This window comes from Halioglobus maricola (assembly GCF_009388985.1).
In the GTDB taxonomy this organism is placed as follows: Bacteria; Pseudomonadota; Gammaproteobacteria; order Pseudomonadales; family Halieaceae; genus Halioglobus; species Halioglobus maricola.
In genome coordinates this window covers 3,905,132-3,923,097 of record NZ_CP036422.1, presented here as the reverse complement: position 1 = coordinate 3,923,097, position 17,966 = coordinate 3,905,132, and the positions used below count along the sequence as shown (strand labels likewise).

At 57.3% G+C, this 17,966-nt stretch carries 16 protein-coding genes; 5 read left to right on the top strand and 11 right to left on the bottom strand.

The annotated features are described in order from the left end of the window. Positions 1-252 precede the first annotated feature (252 nt). Both bfr (EY643_RS17765) and bfr (EY643_RS17760) read left to right on the top strand, forming a co-directional pair. On the top strand, positions 253-726 hold the full coding sequence (gene bfr, locus EY643_RS17765) for a bacterioferritin (protein WP_153240502.1): 474 nt from the start codon (positions 253-255) through the stop codon (positions 724-726). Between the two features lie 13 nt (positions 727-739). Further along, positions 740-1,225 carry a bacterioferritin gene (bfr, locus tag EY643_RS17760; protein ID WP_153240501.1) on the top strand — a complete coding sequence of 162 codons (486 nt, stop codon included), beginning with the start codon at positions 740-742 and terminating at the stop codon, positions 1,223-1,225. On the opposite strand, the gene EY643_RS17755 is transcribed toward bfr (EY643_RS17760), so the two are convergent. Genes EY643_RS17755 through EY643_RS17745 form a run of 3 tightly spaced genes read right to left on the bottom strand, consistent with a single transcriptional unit; the run spans position 1,196 to position 5,323 of the window. Continuing rightward, a complete protein-coding gene (locus EY643_RS17755) occupies positions 1,196-2,638 on the bottom strand; it encodes a PepSY-associated TM helix domain-containing protein (protein ID WP_153240500.1) in 1,443 nt (480 codons plus the stop codon). The genes bfr (EY643_RS17760) and EY643_RS17755 overlap by 30 nt on opposite strands. Further along, positions 2,628-3,179, bottom strand: a complete 552-nt coding sequence (locus EY643_RS17750; RefSeq protein ID WP_153240499.1) for a hypothetical protein — start codon at positions 3,177-3,179, stop codon at positions 2,628-2,630. Before EY643_RS17750 ends, EY643_RS17755 begins: the two co-directional genes overlap by 11 nt. A gap of 11 nt (positions 3,180-3,190) precedes the next feature. Then, complete coding sequence (locus EY643_RS17745; RefSeq protein ID WP_153240498.1) at positions 3,191-5,323, bottom strand: TonB-dependent siderophore receptor; 2,133 nt, start codon at positions 5,321-5,323, stop codon at positions 3,191-3,193. A 141-nt stretch (positions 5,324-5,464) separates the two neighbouring features. On the opposite strand from EY643_RS17745, the gene EY643_RS17740 reads away from it, so the two are divergent. Then, entirely contained in the window at positions 5,465-5,623 is a 159-nt protein-coding gene (locus tag EY643_RS17740) for a hypothetical protein (RefSeq protein WP_153240497.1), read from the top strand. Positions 5,624-5,674: 51 nt separating this feature from the next. Here EY643_RS17740 and EY643_RS17735 read toward each other — a convergent pair whose 3' ends face one another. After that, positions 5,675-6,448 carry a ferredoxin--NADP reductase gene (locus EY643_RS17735; RefSeq protein WP_153240496.1) on the bottom strand — a complete coding sequence of 258 codons (774 nt, stop codon included), beginning with the start codon at positions 6,446-6,448 and terminating at the stop codon, positions 5,675-5,677. 93 nt (positions 6,449-6,541) lie between these two features. On the opposite strand from EY643_RS17735, the gene EY643_RS17730 reads away from it, so the two are divergent. Together EY643_RS17730 and EY643_RS17725 are read left to right on the top strand one after the other, a co-directional pair. Next, a complete protein-coding gene (locus EY643_RS17730) occupies positions 6,542-7,423 on the top strand; it encodes a LysR family transcriptional regulator (RefSeq protein WP_153240495.1) in 882 nt (293 codons plus the stop codon). Between the two features lie 15 nt (positions 7,424-7,438). Further along, positions 7,439-7,780, top strand: a complete 342-nt coding sequence (locus EY643_RS17725) for a hypothetical protein (protein ID WP_153240494.1) — start codon at positions 7,439-7,441, stop codon at positions 7,778-7,780. Between the two features lie 9 nt (positions 7,781-7,789). Here the strand turns inward: EY643_RS17725 and EY643_RS17720 are convergent, their stop codons facing one another. The 7 genes from EY643_RS17720 to EY643_RS17690 all read right to left on the bottom strand — a co-directional run bounded on the left by EY643_RS17720 (position 7,790) and on the right by EY643_RS17690 (position 17,965). After that, positions 7,790-9,178 carry a DUF1329 domain-containing protein gene (locus tag EY643_RS17720; protein WP_153240493.1) on the bottom strand — a complete coding sequence of 463 codons (1,389 nt, stop codon included), beginning with the start codon at positions 9,176-9,178 and terminating at the stop codon, positions 7,790-7,792. Between the two features lie 118 nt (positions 9,179-9,296). Further along, positions 9,297-10,034, bottom strand: coding sequence for a sugar-binding protein (locus EY643_RS17715; protein ID WP_153240492.1), 738 nt, complete (start codon positions 10,032-10,034; stop codon positions 9,297-9,299). Further along, positions 10,031-10,540, bottom strand: a complete 510-nt coding sequence (locus tag EY643_RS17710) for a gluconokinase (protein ID WP_153240491.1) — start codon at positions 10,538-10,540, stop codon at positions 10,031-10,033. Before EY643_RS17710 ends, EY643_RS17715 begins: the two co-directional genes overlap by 4 nt. Continuing rightward, entirely contained in the window at positions 10,541-12,793 is a 2,253-nt protein-coding gene (locus EY643_RS17705) for a GH36-type glycosyl hydrolase domain-containing protein (RefSeq protein WP_240732755.1), read from the bottom strand. Between the two features lie 94 nt (positions 12,794-12,887). Next, positions 12,888-14,276, bottom strand: coding sequence for an MFS transporter (locus tag EY643_RS17700; RefSeq protein WP_153240490.1), 1,389 nt, complete (start codon positions 14,274-14,276; stop codon positions 12,888-12,890). Then, entirely contained in the window at positions 14,260-15,567 is a 1,308-nt protein-coding gene (locus tag EY643_RS17695) for an AGE family epimerase/isomerase (RefSeq protein ID WP_170287461.1), read from the bottom strand. Before EY643_RS17695 ends, EY643_RS17700 begins: the two co-directional genes overlap by 17 nt. Beyond that, the gene (locus tag EY643_RS17690; protein ID WP_153240488.1) at positions 15,506-17,965 is read right to left on the bottom strand and encodes a glycoside hydrolase family 94 protein; all 2,460 of its coding nucleotides are present in this window, start codon (positions 17,963-17,965) and stop codon (positions 15,506-15,508) included. Before EY643_RS17690 ends, EY643_RS17695 begins: the two co-directional genes overlap by 62 nt. Between the last annotated feature and the right edge of the window lies 1 nt (position 17,966).

Genomic DNA, 17,966 nt, shown 5'->3' with positions numbered 1-17,966 from the left:
ATCTTGCCGGTTGTCCTTACCGGTCAAAAAGCTTGATGCACGCTGCCAGGCCTGGCACGGGCTTGCCCTTGTTGAAGCCACTACGTTGCTCTGGGTTTAAAGCGAAAAGCAATGCGAATCCTTCTTATTGTCAATCTCAAGTGATTGATTTATAACAAAAAAATAGACTATTTTCGGGTTCGACGCTACACTCTTCGCATTACTTGTACCCGCCGGCGCGTTTGCCGGCATTTTGCTATCAGGAGCTTTGCTATGAAAGGCAACGCCGACGTCATCGGTTATCTCAACCGGGTGCTCACCCTAGAGCTGACATCCATTAATCAGTATTTTCTGCACGCCCGCATGTTCCGCAACTGGGGCCTGGAAGAGCTGAACGAAAAAGCCTACAAAAAGTCCATCAAGGACATGAAGCAGGCTGACGAACTTATCGAACGCATTCTGTTCCTGGAAGGGCTGCCCAATTTGCAGCATCTGGAAAAAATTCGTATTGGTGAGCACACTGAAGAGATGCTCCAGTGCGACATGGATTTCCAGGTGGAGCAGCTTGCCCTGCTGCGAGAGGCGATCGCCTTGTGTGAGAAAACCCAGGACTATGTCAGTCGCGACGTGCTGGAAGATATCCTCGGCTATGAGGAAGGACACGTGGACTGGATTGAGGCGCAACAGTATCTGATCGAAAATTCAGGTATCCAGAATTACCTGCAGGCAAAAATGTCGGACGACTGAGAGGAAGTAGATTATGCAAGGCAACGACAAGGTTATCGCGGGGCTTAACAGGCTGCTGTCTTTCGAACTGGCCGCTATGGACCAGTATTTCATTCACGCCCAGATGTACGATGACTGGGGCCTGAATCAACTTTATGAGCGCATCGCCCACGAGTTCGACGATGAAAAAGAGCACGCCAAGGCGCTGATCGAGCGAATTCTGTTCCTCGAGGGGCGACCGGATATGATTACTCGCGAGCCGATCAACGTCGGTGCGGATGTTCCCGCCATGTTGCAGAGCGATCTGGATGTGGAACTCGCCGTTGGCGCTGCGCTGAAAGAAGTGATTCAGCTTTGCGAGGAACTGCAGGACTATGAGACTCGCACGATCCTGGAGAAACTTCTCGAAGACACCGAGGTTGACCACACCTGGTGGCTGGAAAAACAGCTGGGCCTGATCGACAAGGTTGGCCTGCAGAACTACCTGCAGTCACAAATGGGTGGTGGTGCGCCGCACTGATTGCCTTCCGCCCAGGTAAGCCAGTGCTGCCATGACCAGCCCTGCCGCGAACACCCCGCCGTTCATCGCCCAGAGATAGGCACCGTTTTCTCCGGGTGCGTGCAGGGCGAGGTGGGCGACCGCCAGAACAATAAGCACCGCAGCCGTACACCACTGTAGTTCGCTAGCGAGGGTGCTGACTCCTGTGCCGCGGCATGCTGTGAGTACTGCGACGACCAGCACTGCCAGGAACAGAGGCAGTGCAGGGATAGCCAGGAGTACAGCGCCCGCCGCCGAAGCTGCCAGAGCCAGCGGCGCGCCCCATACGAATGTAGTCCATGCCCTGGGTATCCAGTCGTCTATGCCGCGCTTGGCCAGCCAGATATTGACACCGGTTACGGAGACAATCGTCAGCATTAGCCCAAGCGCAAGCCACGCGATACGCGTAGGCCAGCCGCCAAAGTAGCCGAAGTGAATACGATAAAGTGAATACAGGAACTGACGCCCGCCGGGGCCGCTAGTCAGCCCTTGATCGCCAAGGTAGTTGCCCTGGACGTCGAAGCGATAGATCTCGGAATAGGCGAGGCGTCCAGGTTGGGTGGCGGCTATCTCCATAAACTGAGCTTCAGTGCCCACCTTGTGGGCCACGATGTAGATAGGGTCAGCATCCGGGTGATGCTGTTCGAGCTGTGCCATCGCGCGAATCGGCTGCAGCGGAACAAGCGGTGCTTCAATGACAGGGTCCGCCCCGTACACGGCGTCGAACATGGCATCGGCGTCGCCGTCATACCAGGCCGCAGCGGCCGAATACACCATGATCCCTACCAGGCCGTAGAAAGCACCTGTCACCGCAATCATCAGATGAAACGGCAGGCCCCACACTGACAGCCTGTTGTGAATGTCTGCCTGTTCGAGGCGTCGCGAGCCGCCGAGGCGGAGCTTGAAGGCATCCTTGAACAGGCGGGGGTGAGCGAACAGGCCGGAAATGATTAGCGCTACCAGCATGGCGCCTGCGGCACTGACAACAACCAGGCCGATGTTACGGGGCAGGTGCAGGCTCAGGTGAAGTTCCCGCAGCATGTGGGTCCAGTTCTCGGTGGGTGGGGCCAGTAGATTCCCCCCGGCGTCGGTCCAGAATTCTTTGTCGCTGCCTGCAACATGTGTGCGTGGGATCTGCTCTGTAGGTAAGACCACCCATAGCGACTCCGGCTGTTCATCCACTTCACTTCTGAATGTGTTCATGGCCTTTTCTATTGCGGCGGGCTCCATGCGTTGGAATTCGGGAATCGCTGGTTGCTCCCAGCGCTCAAACCCTTCAGCCAGCGCTGCCAGAGTGCCGGTAAGACAGATGAAGTACATCAAGACTCCCGCTACCAGGCCGATAGCGGAGTGTGCGTCGAGTGAGCGTTTGACCAGTTCCGGATTAAGCTGCATGGGAGGTGCCAAGGTAGAGGTAGAGTGAACAGGCGATGATAAGAGCCGTGCAGATTAAGGCGTAGCGAACAGGCTGGCGTTGGGTGCAAATCAGGTACATGAGCAGCCCCCACAGTGAGGGGAAGCCGACTGCCGCCCAGGCCATGCGGTTGATTTCACTGCCGGGAGCGAGATCGACCAGTGTCAGGGTGAGCTGGCAGCAGGCGATTCCTGCGAGGGGGCCGGCGGCCAGAAAAGTCAGCCAGCGATGGCCCGGCGTGCTGCTGAGACCTCCAGCTGAATGGTCAACCTTGGGTGGCTTGTACTCGTAGTTGGCAGTAATCGGGATCAGCGCGAGCAGGCCAAGCGCGGCGAGGCTGTAACTCAGGCCGAATTCTGCCCCCCAGTATTGAACGGCGGTGGCGAGGCAAGTGCCGAGGAGAATCCACCCCAGCACGACCGTTGTCCGGCTGCCAGGGGTTTTCTTGCGCCAGCCCAGGCGCAGTGCGCCCAGCCCGGCAGCACCGAGGATCAGTGATAGTGCAGCCTGACTGGACAGCATAGGGAACTTCCTTATTCGATGCGGTAAGAGACGCGGCCTACAATGGTGCGCTCTTCACCCGGGAAGCAGTCACCGCGGGCGAGACAGGTCGCCAGATATTCCTTGTCCTCGAGGTTGCGTACATTGACGCTGAAGTCCCAGTTTTGCCAGGCGTAACCCAGCATCAGGTCTCCCAGGGTGTACGACGGTGTCTTGAACTGGTCGTAACCATCCCATGTTGCACCCACATAGCGCACGCCTGCGCCGGCGCGGAAGCCTTCCATATTGCCGCTGGGTTGCCATGTCACCCATGCAGAGGCTTGATCTTCCGGCACACTGGGGAAACGATAGCCATCGGCAGATTCGGTGTCCATTTTGCTCCAGGCGCCCTGTATACGGAAGTCCCCTAAACGCGCCTGTGCCTCCAGTTCTATACCATCGACACTGGCCTCGCCCGACTGCTGTTCAACTTCGCCGGGCAGGGCCAGCGGGTCGTTCAGATTGGTTTGATCAATTTCGAACCACGCGAGGGTAATCAGGGCCGGGAATTTCTGCGGCTGGTATTTAAGCCCCGCCTCGATCTGTTCTCCTTCACGGGGCTGCAGTGGCCGGCCCGCGCCATTGTCACCGATAACAGGATCAAAGGATTCGGCCCATGAGACATAAGGTGCGAGGCCGTTCTCGAATTGGTATAGCAGACCGACGCTAGCGCTGGTAGCGTCGTCATCCTGACTGATGTCGCCTGCCTCATTTTCAGTTTCATCCCAACGAACGCCCACTGTCAGGTGCCAGTTGGCCAGCGTCATGTGGTCGTGAATATAGAAACCCAGGTCTTCCACAGTGACGTCGGGTGCTTTGGTGTACAGGGAATCCAGATAGTCCCGGTCGGGATAGTTGCCATAGACGGGGTCGAACACATTTATCCAGTACTCAGTGTTTTCTTCCGGGTGGAGGTCGCCGGGGATAAACCAGTAGCCATTGGCATAATCATAGTAGCCGGCATCGGTAGTCGTGATGTCCTGGTACTGGCCGCCCATCAACACGGAGTGCTCGATACTGCCGGTGTCGAATTGCGCGCGAAATCGCACGTCGACAGCTGCTTGCTCAGAGCTTGCGTCCGACCGATAGAAGGATCGAGGCACTGTGCCGTCTTCAAACAGGCTGCCATCGGTGTTGTAAACGTAGCGATCGCCGCCAATAAATGATGGCCACGCCTGTTGGTAATCTGCCGAAGCATCGGTGTAGCGGGAAGTGAATTCCATGCTCCAGGTTTCGTTGAACTGGTGGCTGGCCAGCAGGGTTATCGCCAGCGTCTCGGCGTCGTACTTGTTGAAGTCCGGGTCGCCCAGATAAGTGCTGTGATCGATGTATTGGCCGTTGGCCGCAGGCTCAAGCGTGCCCACCACGGGTAAGAACTGAGCAGCCGTATCGCTCTCGGTTTCCGTGTAGTTCAGCAGCAAAGTGATATCTGTTGCGTCGCCCGGGCGCCAACTGATGGAAGGGGCGATCACCGTGGTCTTGTCGAATACTTCGTCGACCTGGGAATCGGAATCCTTATACACACCGACAAAGCGATAGCTCCATTGGTCGTTAATGGCGCCAGTGCTGTCCACTCCCAGTTGCGTGTGATCAAACGTGCCGTACTCGGCGGTGATTTCATGGGCGCTCTCAGACTGTGGGCGCTTACTAACTACGTTGACGATGCCGCCGGGGGACCCCTGGCCGTAGAGTACCGAGGCGGGGCCCTTGAGAATTTCGACTTGCTCAAGCGTATAGATATGCGGCCGGGTGTTGTTGTAGTTGCCGAACAGTGACTGCAGGCTGTCCTGATACTGAGGCACATCCAGACCGCGCACGAACACCCAGTCGCCGCGGGTAGCAAAGCCGTAGGCTTCGCCGGTGACGCCAGCGTTGTAGGTAAAGGTGTCGTCCAGTACCAGCGCGCCGCGTTCAAGGATTTGCTGCTGGGTGATGATCGAAACCGAACGAGCAGATTCCATTATCGGAGTGTCGGATTTCAGTGCTGAGAAATTGCTCAGGGTGCCAAATACCAGCACCTCTTCGAGGGTGCTTTCATCGGCCTGTTCTGCCGTGGGCTCCTGGGCCAGCGCCAGGCTTGAGCTCAGTGCAACCGCGCTGCTGAAAATGGCAGTTCCCTTTTTCATGTTTTTTCCCCTGTGGTGATCGATTTGGCGTTGCGAATGGTAACGATACTCATTTACATCAGCAAGGAGAATATTTCTTATTTACAAATAAGAACCATTTGCATTAAATGGTAGGGCATTCTGTTCGGGAGGTGCTCATAAATGAAGGAAAGCGATGTTGAACTGGCGCTACCGGCTGCGTTGCTCTCACGCCTCCTGCGAGACGGGGCATTGGTAGCGAGTGATTTCCGCTGCCTTAACCGCGCGTCGGATGAAGCGACCCGGATAGCCATTAAGGAAAGCCTCAAGAATCGAGCTTGAGGCTGGAGGGATGTAGGGCCGCCAGGGCAGGCGGCCGTTAAAGTAGCGAGTTCAGCTTTCTACGAAAGCCCGCTCAATCACGTATTCCCCGACCTCGCCATTGCGCGTCTCCCTGAACCCTTTTGCGCCCAGCCACTGGCACAGTTCCTTGAGCATGCTCGGACTGCCGCAAATCATGAATCGATCGTCTTGCGGGTTAACCCGGGGCAGGCCGATATCGCTCTCCAGCTTGCCTATCTTCAGCAAGTCGGTGAGCCGGCCATTATTCTGGTACTTCTCGCGCGTCACCGTGGGGTAGTAGATCAGCTTGCTCCGCACCTCTTCGCCGAGGTATTCGTGCTCGGGAAGGTGCTGGGTAATCAGTTCCTGGTAAGCCAGTTCCTCGATTTCACGGCAACCGTGAGTCAATATGATCTTGTCGTAGGCCTCGTAAATCTCCGGATCACGAATGATGCTTAGAAAGGGCGCGAGGCCGGTGCCGGTGGCGATCAGGTACAGGTTCTTGCCGGGCAGCAAATTGTCGGTTTCCAGCGTGCCGGTAGCTTTGCTGTTTACCAGCAGTTCATCGCCCGGCTGAATATTCTGCAGTTTGGATGTCAGCGGGCCGTCCGGCACCTTGATACTGAAGAACTCAAGCTCGTCTTCATAGTTGGCGCTCGCAAGGCTGTAGGCCCGCAGTAACGGTCGGCCCTCGTGCTCCAGTCCAATCATGGTGAAGTGGCCGTTTTTGAAACGGAACCCCTGGTTGCGGGTAGTTTTGAAGCTGAACAGACGGTCGGTCCAGTGATGAACTTCGGTGACTTGTTCTCGCAGTATGCTTGCCATGGTCTTCGCTCCTCAATCGTTAGCGCTAATCTAACGATTGCTTATATATCCGTAAAACAGATATATTCGATTTATATAATCGGATTTATGGATATGAGATATACACTTCGCCAGCTGCAGGTTTTTCTTGCTACCGCTCATCACGAAAATATTAGCCGCGCGGCGGACGAGCTCGCCATGTCCCAATCAGCCGCAAGTGGGTCGCTAAAGGAGCTGGAACAGCAGTTTGATGTTCAGTTGTTTGACCGGGTGGGCAAGCGCCTTCAGCTGAGCGAGCTGGGAAGAGAGCTGCGTCCTGAAGCAGAGAAGCTGCAAGCGCAGGCACTGGCATTTGAAAGCGCGCTGGGTGGCGCCCAAACCCCCGGCAGTCTGCGCATCGGTGCCACACTCACTATTGGCAACTATCTTGCCGTACCCCTGATAGCGGCATTCCGCGCGCAGCACGCTGGCGCTGATATTTCCCTGCATGTGGCGAATACGAGTGAGATTGCCGCCATGGTCGCCGATTTCCAACTGGACGTGGGTATGATCGAGGGAGAGATCAACCACCCCAGATTGCTGACGCGGCCGTGGCGTGAAGATGAGCTGCAGGTATTTTGCGCGCCGGATCACCCGTTCGCCGGCAAGCGCAGTGTGTCGGATGCACGGCTGAGTGAGGCGCAGTGGATTGTGCGCGAGCCAGGGTCGGGCACTCGGCAGACTTTCGATCGCGCTATGCATGGCATTCTGTCTGATTTAAAAATCAGCATGGAGCTGCAGCACACTGAAGCGATTAAACGGGCGGTAGAAGCGGGCCTGGGTCTTGGCTGCTTGTCGCGGATAAGCCTGAAGGACGCTTTCGCTCGTGGCTCACTGGTGCCGGTACAAGTGCCCCAACGCGACTTTAGCCGGCAACTGAATTTGATTAGCCATCGCGATAAATTTCACAGCGCTGCGCTCGAGGAATGGCTATCCTTGTGCGCACAACACAACTAACAATCGGAGGACTGCGTGTTTTTCAAAGGACCAGATAAGGCGCCTACCCAGGTGACATTCTCGAAAGCGTTGCGCCATCTTGTGGTATTTCAGTTGAAGCTGGGTGCCGATGCGCTGCGCGACCTTTTGATGAGTCCGTTGAGTATTTTGGTGTTCCTGATCGATGCGGTGCGCAAGCCGGCACTGGAGGACAGCTTGTATGTACAGTTGATGCTGCTAGGCCGGCGTTCCGATCGATTTATCAACCTGTTCGATGAGTACGAGGACAAGGGTCACCACACCATGGACGAGGCCATTGAATCTTTGGAGAAGCTCGCCACCGACGCATCCTCACGCGACGACAGCGAAAAAGAGTAGTGCTAGCTTCTAGCGCCGACCCAGTTTACGGACATTGGTGGGACCGAAGTACTTGGCTCCGCGGGGCGGCTTCTGGTCGTAGAGCAGAGGCGCCGTGTCGTTGATCATCCGGTCGGCGACGTAAGCGCCGGCACGCAGGTCGTGATACATCTGGGCGCGTCGGATATACGCTGAACCGCCATACTCGTAAATATTGTTGAACAGCACAACTTTCCACAATTCGCTGCGGCCATCGTAGTTCTCGGTGATGGCGGTCAGGCCGGTGTCCTCGTCCACGTAGATGCGACGTTTGCCATAAATGTGGCGCTCTCCGGGTCGCAGCGTCGCTTCGGCTACCCACACACGTTTTAGTTCATAGCGCATGTAGTCCGGGTTTACATGGAACCTGGTAAGCAGTTCGTCGTAATCCAGCGAAGGGTCATCGAATTGGTAGTTGTGATAGGGAATGTACATTTCCTGCAGGCCAATCAACTTCCATTCGAAGCGTTCCATGGAGCCATTGAAGCCGCGTACCTCATCCACTGTCTTCAGGCCGCCGGGGCCGTCCGGGGTGTCGAAACCCACCGTGGGGGCGCGCCGGACGCGACGCGACCCTGGCAGGTAGCGCCATACTTCACGGGCATTTTCGGCGTAGTCGTAGGGTTCAAAAATTGAGGTAATAAGTCCCTTGTCGCGGGCCGGCTCGGTCACGTTGGTCATGATGTAGCCGCCGAAGCCACCCAGGTTAGGATATTCATTGGCCGGTTCCAGTGCCAGCGTCAGGTCGGCGTAAGGTGACTCCTGCAAAAACCATGACTTGCGCACAGAGCGAGTGCCATTGGGGAATACCGCGATATCGCTGTACTCGCCTTCGCGGGAGGCATAGGCGCCGGTCGTGCGCGTGAGCCATACCGCCTCTGCACCTGTTTTTGGCTGGGGGAAGGTGGCTGCACCGACATAGCCGCGGATACCCTCGTCATTGTTGTACAGTTCTGCGTGCTCGGCGTTGTAGCGAACCTTTGCGTAGTAGGCGTCTGAGTAGGCGAACTCGCGATGGCTGCGATATACCGGCATCCGGAACGTATCGGAATAGGTTTCGAACATAGCGAGCTGGCCCGGGCTAAGTCGGTCGCGGTGCTCGTCGACATTGGCAGCTGTAATGGTAAGCAACGGCTTTTCATCGGCGTAGGGATCAGGGTAGGGAGTGCCGGGGCCTGCCCACTCGAGGCCTGTTGGTAGCCCCTTCACCGCACCCGTCCACTCGGGGATCATGCCGTCAGCATTGGCTGCGCGCACTGCACCCATCGGGGTGAGTTCGTTGCCCAATTTGGCGACTTCCTCTGCTGGCATTTTGCCAGACGCCGGCGTCACCGACAGGGCGAGGGCTGCGGCTATGATCAAGTTGTTGGCAAAACGCATCTTCCTATCCTGTTATCGCTTTTAGTGCTTCGGATAGTCTCGCCCCGGGCCTTGGGGCGTCAACAGATGTACGCTGCTTGCTTGATCGTGATCAAAATATGAGCCGACGCTGTTGCTGTTATTTGATCAGGGTGAGCGTCGCGAATGTGTCGGCGTCGATGTAGCCTCGATTGCGGTCACCATTAATCGGTGCAATCTCCACGTCAGTGTAGAGGTTCTCCCTGCCATCACTACTGTCGCTATCACAGTAGCCAACCATGAATCCCAGTTGATGGCCGGGGCTGAGGGAGAGGCGCTGTAAGTTGGCGTCACCTGACCCGGGTGTGTAGATGCTGACACGCAATTCCCAGATAAGCTTGAATGGCGCTGATGCCGAGCGGGACCACGCGCTGTCCAGATGTTCGTTGAACAGAGCCGGGGCAGCTTTTGCGTCCGCTCGGCCTGGTGGTGCGATGTCGACGACATTGCCATCGAGTGCGATGTGGTAGGCGAGCGCATTGTGGTTTTCGAGGTGATCGCCGCCACTGGCATCGGCGTCCACAAAAACCTCAAGCGTGTCGTCTTCCCAGTAGCGTTCGAGAGGATTGGGCGTGGAATCAATCAATACGTCATCGGTGATTTCCACCAGAAGATAGAGGTTGCGCTCGTCCCAGCGTAGTTTGTAGCGGGCGCTAAAGTCATCAGCCGCCGGCAGTGTGCCGACCATGGGCTTGTCGATTGGGCGCCATTCGCCTGCCTGCCAAACGGAGTCGCTATCGATGCCATCTATTAGCGGTGGGCTATCGGTGTGTGGGGCTTGCCATGCCAGTACCGGCGTGGCTGCGGCGATGAGTGTCAGCGCGATGTAATGGTTCATGAAAAAGTCTCCCGAATGGCATTGAGCGTGCTTTCAACAACATCATCGAGTGAGCCGTGCGCCGCTATCTGTACGATAGTTTCCTCGCTTGCGGGGCTCTCCATGGCTGCGAGCTGGGAGGGCAGCATCTGCGCTGACATGAAATGATTCTGCCGTTTTGCGACCCGTTCCTGCAGTTGTGCGATCGGCACCTGCAACTTGATAAAGAGACTGCGCTGGGCACAGGCCCGAATCCGGGCGCGATGCGCTCGGCGCAGGCCACTGTAAGCCAGCACGATGTTCTCGTTGTTTCCTAGACGTGCATGCAGTTCTTTTTCCATGGCTGCGATCCACGGTTCGCGCTGGGCATCCGTCAGGGGGTTTCCGCCGGCCATGTGCGCGATGTTCTCGCGGCTGTGAAAGTCGTCTGCGTCCAGCGCGGTGGCACTGCGGGCGGCGGCTATTCTTGCGGCGACCACCGACTTGCCGCAGCCAGCAGGGCCCATGATGACGATCAGCTTAGCCATCTACTTACGGCTCGCGGGTAAGAGCAGCTCAATGGTGTAGTGCGCTCCGGTCTCGATATCGCGAACCGTGTTGTCTGGTAGTGGTGCGCCATTGAGAAGTGCTGTGGTTGCTTTGGTGCCCGGATCTCTGCGATAGCTCACTGCAAACGTGGCCCCGCGAAAGTGCCGCACTGCACTCGCAGTCTGCCATTCGCTGGGTAATTGCGGGTCCAGCGTTAGTCCCTCCGGGCAGCCCCTCAGACCATAGAGCTGTTCTATGAGGCAGCGGTAGAACCATGCAGCGCTGCCAGTATTGAAGAGTTGGCTCGAAGTGCCGGCGCTGTCGGGATACTGTTGCCAGGCGCCGCGATAGTAGTTAGGTACGAATGTCGGCAGTTGGCCTCGTGCGAGCAAGTCGTCCTCGCCTGGCCCTGGCAGCATCTTGCGCAGCCAGTGAAATGCACGGTCGCTTTCGCCGATGGCGTAGAGTGCGTGAATATAGAACATGGCGGCGTGATTGTAGATAGAGCCGTTTTCCGCAGTGCCGGGAAATTTCTGGGTTAGGCGGCCGACATCCTCGCGCATGCCGGTGTACGCAGGGGCGAGCATGGCGATCCCATAGGGCGTGCCCAGTTGGCTTTCAACTTCAGCGATGAGGCGCTGCCGTTGAGAGTCGTCGGCACATCCCGCGAGCAGTGCCCAGGACTGTGGATTGAGATAGATTCGGCCCTCGGTGTCCTTACTGATGCCAAACTTCACATCGTCGTCGGTGATGCCCCGAGCGTACCAGTTGCCGTCCCAAAGATGTGCGTTGACGTTGTCGCTGAGCGCCTGCGCTGATTGCTCACAATCGGCAGCAGCGTTTGCTTCTCCCGCCTGGCGCGCTACCCGGCTCCAGAGACGCAGCGCGTGAATCGCAGCGATGCTGAGCCACCCTGAGACGCCGCTGCCCTTGTGGCCGACCATGTTCATCGGGTCGCACCAGTCGCCCTGGTCAATGAAACATAAGCCGCGGTGGTCGCGGTGCGCGAGCAATGCATTCAGTGCCTGGAGCACCCTGGCGAAGACGGTGCTGCCATTGACAGTCTCTCGCAGAAACGCCCAGTTCCCGCTCTCCGCCAGATAGGCCTCCAGGCAAACCGGCAGCCAGATGGCGTGGTCGCTGTGGGGGACCTGGTTGATGTACTTCAGCTCGGCTCCTTCCTGCAGCAGAATCCCGTCGGGTAAGGTGCCGTCGTCAGCCTGCTGGCTCAGGGCGAGCCGAAACGCTTCTGCAGGATCGCATCGCTTGAGATACGCAGCACCCATGTGGTCCTGGAGAAAATTGCGGGTTTGTGGGTCGGTAGTAAGACGATTTATATCGGAGTGGTAATAGACCTGACGCGGCAGCCAGTGATTGCAGAAGTGATCCAGCATTGGGTCTGGGCTGGCGCAACTGATACTGGCGTGACCGATTTCCAGCGTTTGTCGGTAGCCACTGAAGCCGGCCTCGTCTTGCAGTAGCTGGCGGCGCGCGCTGGCGATGTCTTGTTCATTTTGAGCTGGCCCGAACAGGAACTTGTAGCGGATTGATTCGCCAGGCGCGAGCGTCACGCGGTATTGCAGTGCAGCCACCGGGACGCGGTAGTGGGCTGCCGAGCCCGCCAGCAGTTCAGCATTGAGGGCATCCGGATTGTGAGGGCCTCCCTCTCCTTCAAAGCGTTCCCGGTCGCATTCGAATGCGTCCGGTTCGGTGTCATGCAGCAGGTAGGTCAGGTCTTTCGCCTGCTTGATGGCGGCGTAGTCTTCCAGTTTCTGGTAGGGGCTTGTACAGCGGGCAATAATGCCGCCTGCATTAGCAGAGTACTCCGCCGCCTGATACATCCAACTCATGTAGCCAATGGTGAAACAGGGATAGATGCTGAGCTGGCGAGCTTCCGGCGAGTCGTTGCTGACGGTGAGTTGCCACAACTCGGCAGCTTCTTCCGGCGGCAGTGTCACCTGCCAGTTCAGCCCGATACCCTTGTGGGATATCTCCCATTGAGCATCGCCGGGTCCGGCTGAAAATGTAAACTTATCCGGGATCGCACGCACCGGCTCATAGGGCACGGAGAACAGTTCGTCGCGCTGTTCGTCCTTGATGTAGACGAAGCGACCAGGGTGGTGGGCATAGTGCCCTTGTTCCGGCTGCATGAAGGTTTTCGCTTCGAGGATGGGTGCGTAGCTGTATTGACCGGGCTCTGGCTGCATGTGGCGCGCTGTCGTGTAACCGCGACAGTTGACTTGCAACAGCATTGTCTTGTTCCACAGAAACGTGGACGCGCGCGGCATCGTCAATGGAGAATGTAACGCCAGCCGTTGCCCTTTACTCGAAAGCCAATCCGGAGTGCTACTGCTCAAGACTTTCTTCCCCTCGACTGCGGGCGACGAGGTCGCTCTGGATCGATGCCAGTTGATCGCTGCTGAGCGAATAGCCCCGTACCACGAACATTGCAATGAGGGCGAAAAATCCCGGGATGGCAGTTTGTAGCAGTGCGATACCGGTTTGCGAGGCGCCGCTTTGGGCCTCATTCGCCGCGTAGCCCAGTGCCGCTAGAATCCACAGCATACCTGCTGAGCCGAGCGCTCCGCCCAATTTCTGTGAAAACGTGGCCGCTGAAAATGTCATTGCCGTAGCGCGTCGACCGGTGCGCCACTCATTGTAGTCGGCCGTATCCGCGTACATCGACCAGGTCAGAGGTGACTTCGGACCCAGTGCGAGGCTGATCAGAATATTCAGTGTGAACATGGCCCAGATCATGTCTTTGGGGACAAAGAAAAAGAGCGTGGATAGCACTGCCACTATGCCCATGAGCAGCATGAGGAGCCTTGGCTTATCGATGTGGCGAGTCATGACCGGTGCCAGTAATGCCCCGGCGGCATAGGCGACCATTTGCCAAAAAAGGTAGTCGGGGAGAAACTCCGGCCGCTCCACATAGTAGTGGAAGTAATAGTAGGCCGAACCCGCGCGCATGGTTATGGTCATCATGATCACCATGGCCAGTACAAACAGGATCAGCCAGGGCTTGTTTCCGATCAGGTCGGCGATGTCGTCCAGTGGCTTGCTGTTTTGTTGCGGTGGCGGGGATATACGCTCCCGGGTTGTGACGAAGGTGATGATAAAAATCACGGTGGCCAGCGCGCCGTAGAGAGCAACGGTCAGTTGCCAGCCCAGTATTTCATTGCCCGCGCCTAGCAGATCGACCAGCGGCAGGGTGAACTTGTTGACCAGCGCACCGCAGCTAAACGCGAACAGGAAACGCAGGCTGATAAGGGTAGTGCGATCCTGGCTGCGCGCGGTCATGACGCCCGAAAGTGACGAGTAGGGTGTGCTTAGCACCGTGTACATCATCATCATGAGGGTGTAACTGATATAGGCCCAAATTAATTTTCCGGTTTCATCCAGGTCCGGTGTGGTGAAGGTCAACACCGCAGCAGCAGCCATGGGTAGGCCAGCGAACAGAAGATAAGGGCGAAACTTTCCGAACCGGGTTTCGGTGCGGTCTGCGACAGCGCCCATTATAGGATCGGTAAAGGCGTCGACAATCTTGGTGACGAACAGCATAGTGCCAGCGGCCGCTGCAGAGATTCCGAAAACTTCGGTATAGAAGGCCGCGAGAAAAGAGGCTATCACTATCCAGTAAAGGTTGAAGCCAGCGTCGCCAAGGCCATAGCCGAGTTTCTCGGTCCAGCCCAATGGAGCCAGGCGATCGCCGGCGGATTTATGATGCCCGGACATAGTCTACCTCCGTGCCGGCGTCTGCGAGCAGGTCGATCAGCCGCAGCATGGCCCTGCCATTGTGATAGGGGCCTTTCCATGTGCCGGCCTTATACAGGCCCGGTGTCAGGCAAGGGGTGCCGCGAATAGTCTCAGCGTGCCACTCGCCATGCTTCTCGTCACGATGTGACTCCAGCGCCTGCCAGATCCTCTCGCAGGCCGCCAGATAGCGCGTTTCACCACTGACCCTGTAGGCAGTGGCAAATCCGATGAGAGCCTCGGCCTGCACCCACCAGACACTGGTGTCATCGCGTTTGCCACTGTTCAGATCGAGCTTGCTGCACAGCTGGCCACGATCACCGAATCCTTCGTCCAGGCAGGTGTCTGCGATGTGTAGCAGGTGGCGCCTGAAGCGCGTCGTCATTTCGGTGTCTTCGACGCGCTGCGCTGCCCGGTATAGCATCCATCCCGCTTCCAGATCATGGCCATAGGAGCGGATGGGTGACTTGTCCACCCAATGCAGCTCGAAACATTGGCGGAGATGGCCGCTTGCCTCGTCAATGAAATAAGTGTCGAACAGTTCCAGTAGCTCCAGCAGACGCTGCCGAACCAGCGGATCCCCTGCCTCTCGGTACAGCGCAGAGAAAGCTTCCACTGCGTGCAGATGAGTATTCATCTTTATCGGAAAGTTATGATCGCCGGTGCCGAGACGGGTGTCCTGTAGTGGTGTCCAGTCGCGTGAGAAGGCCTCGAAGTAACCGCCGCAACAGTGATTGCGCGCATTGCGTTCCAGAACCTGGAAATAAGCCAGCGCTTTGGTTAGCGCGGCAGCGTTGCCGCTTGCGCGATGGTAGGCCGCGAGCGCGTAAATTGCATAGCAGGTGGCGTAGGTCTGCTTGCGGATGTTGAGCGCTTGGCCGTTGGCAGACAGCTCCCAGAAGACACCGCCTTCGAGGGGGTCGTCAAAGTGTTCTAGCAGATAGTCATAGGCTTGTTGGGCGGCTTGCAGCGACTCCCTGTCATCGCTGTGATGGGCGTGTGCGCTAAAAAACCAGAGGATGCGGCAGTGCAGGACGACGCCTTTGTTGGCACCAGGAACAGCGCGCCCCTGATGATCAATCTCTCCCATGAACCCGCCACGGGGATCGATACTCTTTGTCAGCCACCAGTGCTGGATACGTGCGAGTTCGGCGCGCGCCGCGGCAGTGCTGACACTGGGAGAGTGAGAAGTCATGGCATCGATGCAGGGGTTACCCTGCTCCACCCATCCAGACTTCAATCTCGCAGCTGTCACCGCAGGCAGAAAGGTCAACAATTTGTCCGGCGACCTCTTTGCCATTGAGGGTAATCCGTTTCACGCCTTTGGATACACCGTCGGGGTTATGCACACGAATGCTAGCCTGTTTCCCACGGAACTGGCGCTGTACTGTGTAGCCTTGCCAGGCGGTGGGGATGCAGGGGTCCAGCAGCAGGCCTTCGAAGCGCGGCTTTATGCCAAGGATGTGCTCGGTGATGGTGTGGTAGTTCCAGGCGGCAGTGCCAGTCAGCCATGAATTTTTTGCTTCGCCCGGCAGTGGTGCTTCTTTGCCTGCCACCATTTGAGCATAGGCATAGGGCTCGATTTTGCGCAGGTTCACGTGGTCCTGAAAGGCGGGAGCCTGTTTGCAGTAGTAGTCATAGGCCTGATCGCCACGACCGAGCACAGTCTCGCCAATCATGACCCAGGGGTTGTTGTGGCAGAAGATACCCCCATTTTCCTTGTAGCCCGGCGGGTAGGTGGATATCTCGCCATACTCCAGATGGTAGCGGGTGAAGGCGGGGTAGTTGAGTACGATGCCGTAGGGCGTATCCAGATGCTCCTGTACCGAGTCCAGCGATTTCTCGACGAGCCCTTGTTCGAGGCCGATGCCAGCCATGGCGCAAAAACCCTGGGACTCAATGAAGATTTTGCTCTCTTCGTTCTCGTTGCTGCCCACTTTGTTGCCGGCCGCATCGTAGGCGCGCAGGAACCACTCACCATCCCACCCGTGTTCAATCACAGCCTGCTCCATGGCCCTCACCGCAGCGCCCGCGCGATCCGCTTCAGCGTCGTCTCCCAGATGACGACACAGGTCGGTGTATTCAGTGCCGTAGAGCACGAAGGCACCGGCGATCATCAGCGATTCGGCAATAGCGCCCGCCTTGTTCTCGGTCGTCTGGAATGATTCGTTGGGATCGGTGGAGAAGCAGTTCAGATTGAGACAGTCGTTCCAGTCGGCGCGGCCGATCAACGGGAGCTTGTGTGGTCCGAGATTGTTGGTCACGTGGTCGAAGGAGCGACGAAGATGTTCGAGCATGCTGGCGCAGTTGTTTTCGTCGTTACCGAAGGGCACCTGCTGTTCGAGAATGCTGAAGTCGCCGGTCTCTCTCAGATACGCTGTTGTTGAGCAGATCAGCCACAGTGGGTCGTCATTGAAATTGCCGCCGATAGCCGCATTCCCTCGTTTGGTCAGCGGTTGGTATTGGTGGTACACCGAGCCGTCTTCAAACTGGGTGGCAGCAATATCGAGGATGCGCTCGCGCGCGCGCTCCGGTTGCAGGTGGAAAAAACCGAGCAAGTCCTGATTGGAGTCGCGAAAGCCCATGCCCCGGCCAATGCCCGCTTCGAAGAAGGAAGCACTGCGCGACATGTTAAACGTGACCATGCACTGGTACTGGTTCCAGATGTTCACCATGCGATCCAGGCGCGGGTCGTGAGACTGAAGCTGAAACCCACCGAGAAGATTTTCCCAGTAAGTACCCAACTCCGCAAAACTGGCATCGGCTTGTTCTACAGTGCCATAGCGGGCAATCAGCTCATGCGCCGGGGCCTTGTTGATAACACCAGGTGATTCCCACTTGTGTTCCTCAGCGACCTCCAGGTAACCGAGCAGAAAAACAAGCTCACGACTTTCTCCGGGCGCCAGGGTGATGTCGACAGCATGGGACGCGATGGGTGACCAGCCGTGGGCGATGGAATTCCCCGGCTTACCGGAGGTGACCGCCTCGGGTTGGTCAAAGCCGTTATAGGGCCCCAGAAAACTGTCCCGGCTGGTGTCGAATCCAGCCAGCTCTGCATTGCAGTGATAGAAAGCGTAGTGATTGCGGCGCTCGCGGTATTCGGTTTTGTGGTAGATCGTTGAGTTTTCGACTTCTACTTCACCGGTAGAATAATTCCGTTGAAAGTTGGTGGTGTCGTCCTCGGCATTCCACAGGCACCATTCGAGGAGTGAGAACAACTGCACCTGCTTTTCCTCCTGGGAATCGTTGCGCAGGGTGAGCTTCTGGATTTCGACATTGTCTCCCGGCGGCACAAAGAACAGTACGTCGCAGTGTAGGCCGTTCTTTGCGCCCGCGACCCGGGTGTAGCCCATGCCATGGCGGCAACTGTAGTCGTCGAGTTCAGTGCGAGTTGGTTTCCAGCCCGGATTCCAGATGGTTTCACCATCGCGGATGTAGAAGTACCGGCCGCCGTCGTCCATAGGAACATTGTTGTAGCGATAGCGGGTGAGTCGGCGGAATTTTGCGTCGCGATAGAAGCTGTACCCTCCCGCGGTATTGGAAATGAGCGAAAAGAAATTTTCGCTGCCCAGATAGTTGATCCAGGGGTAGGGTGTGCGGGGCTCAGTGACGACATACTCTCGATTCTCGTCGTCAAAAAACCCATAGCTTGCTGCGTTGTCGGCAGTCATG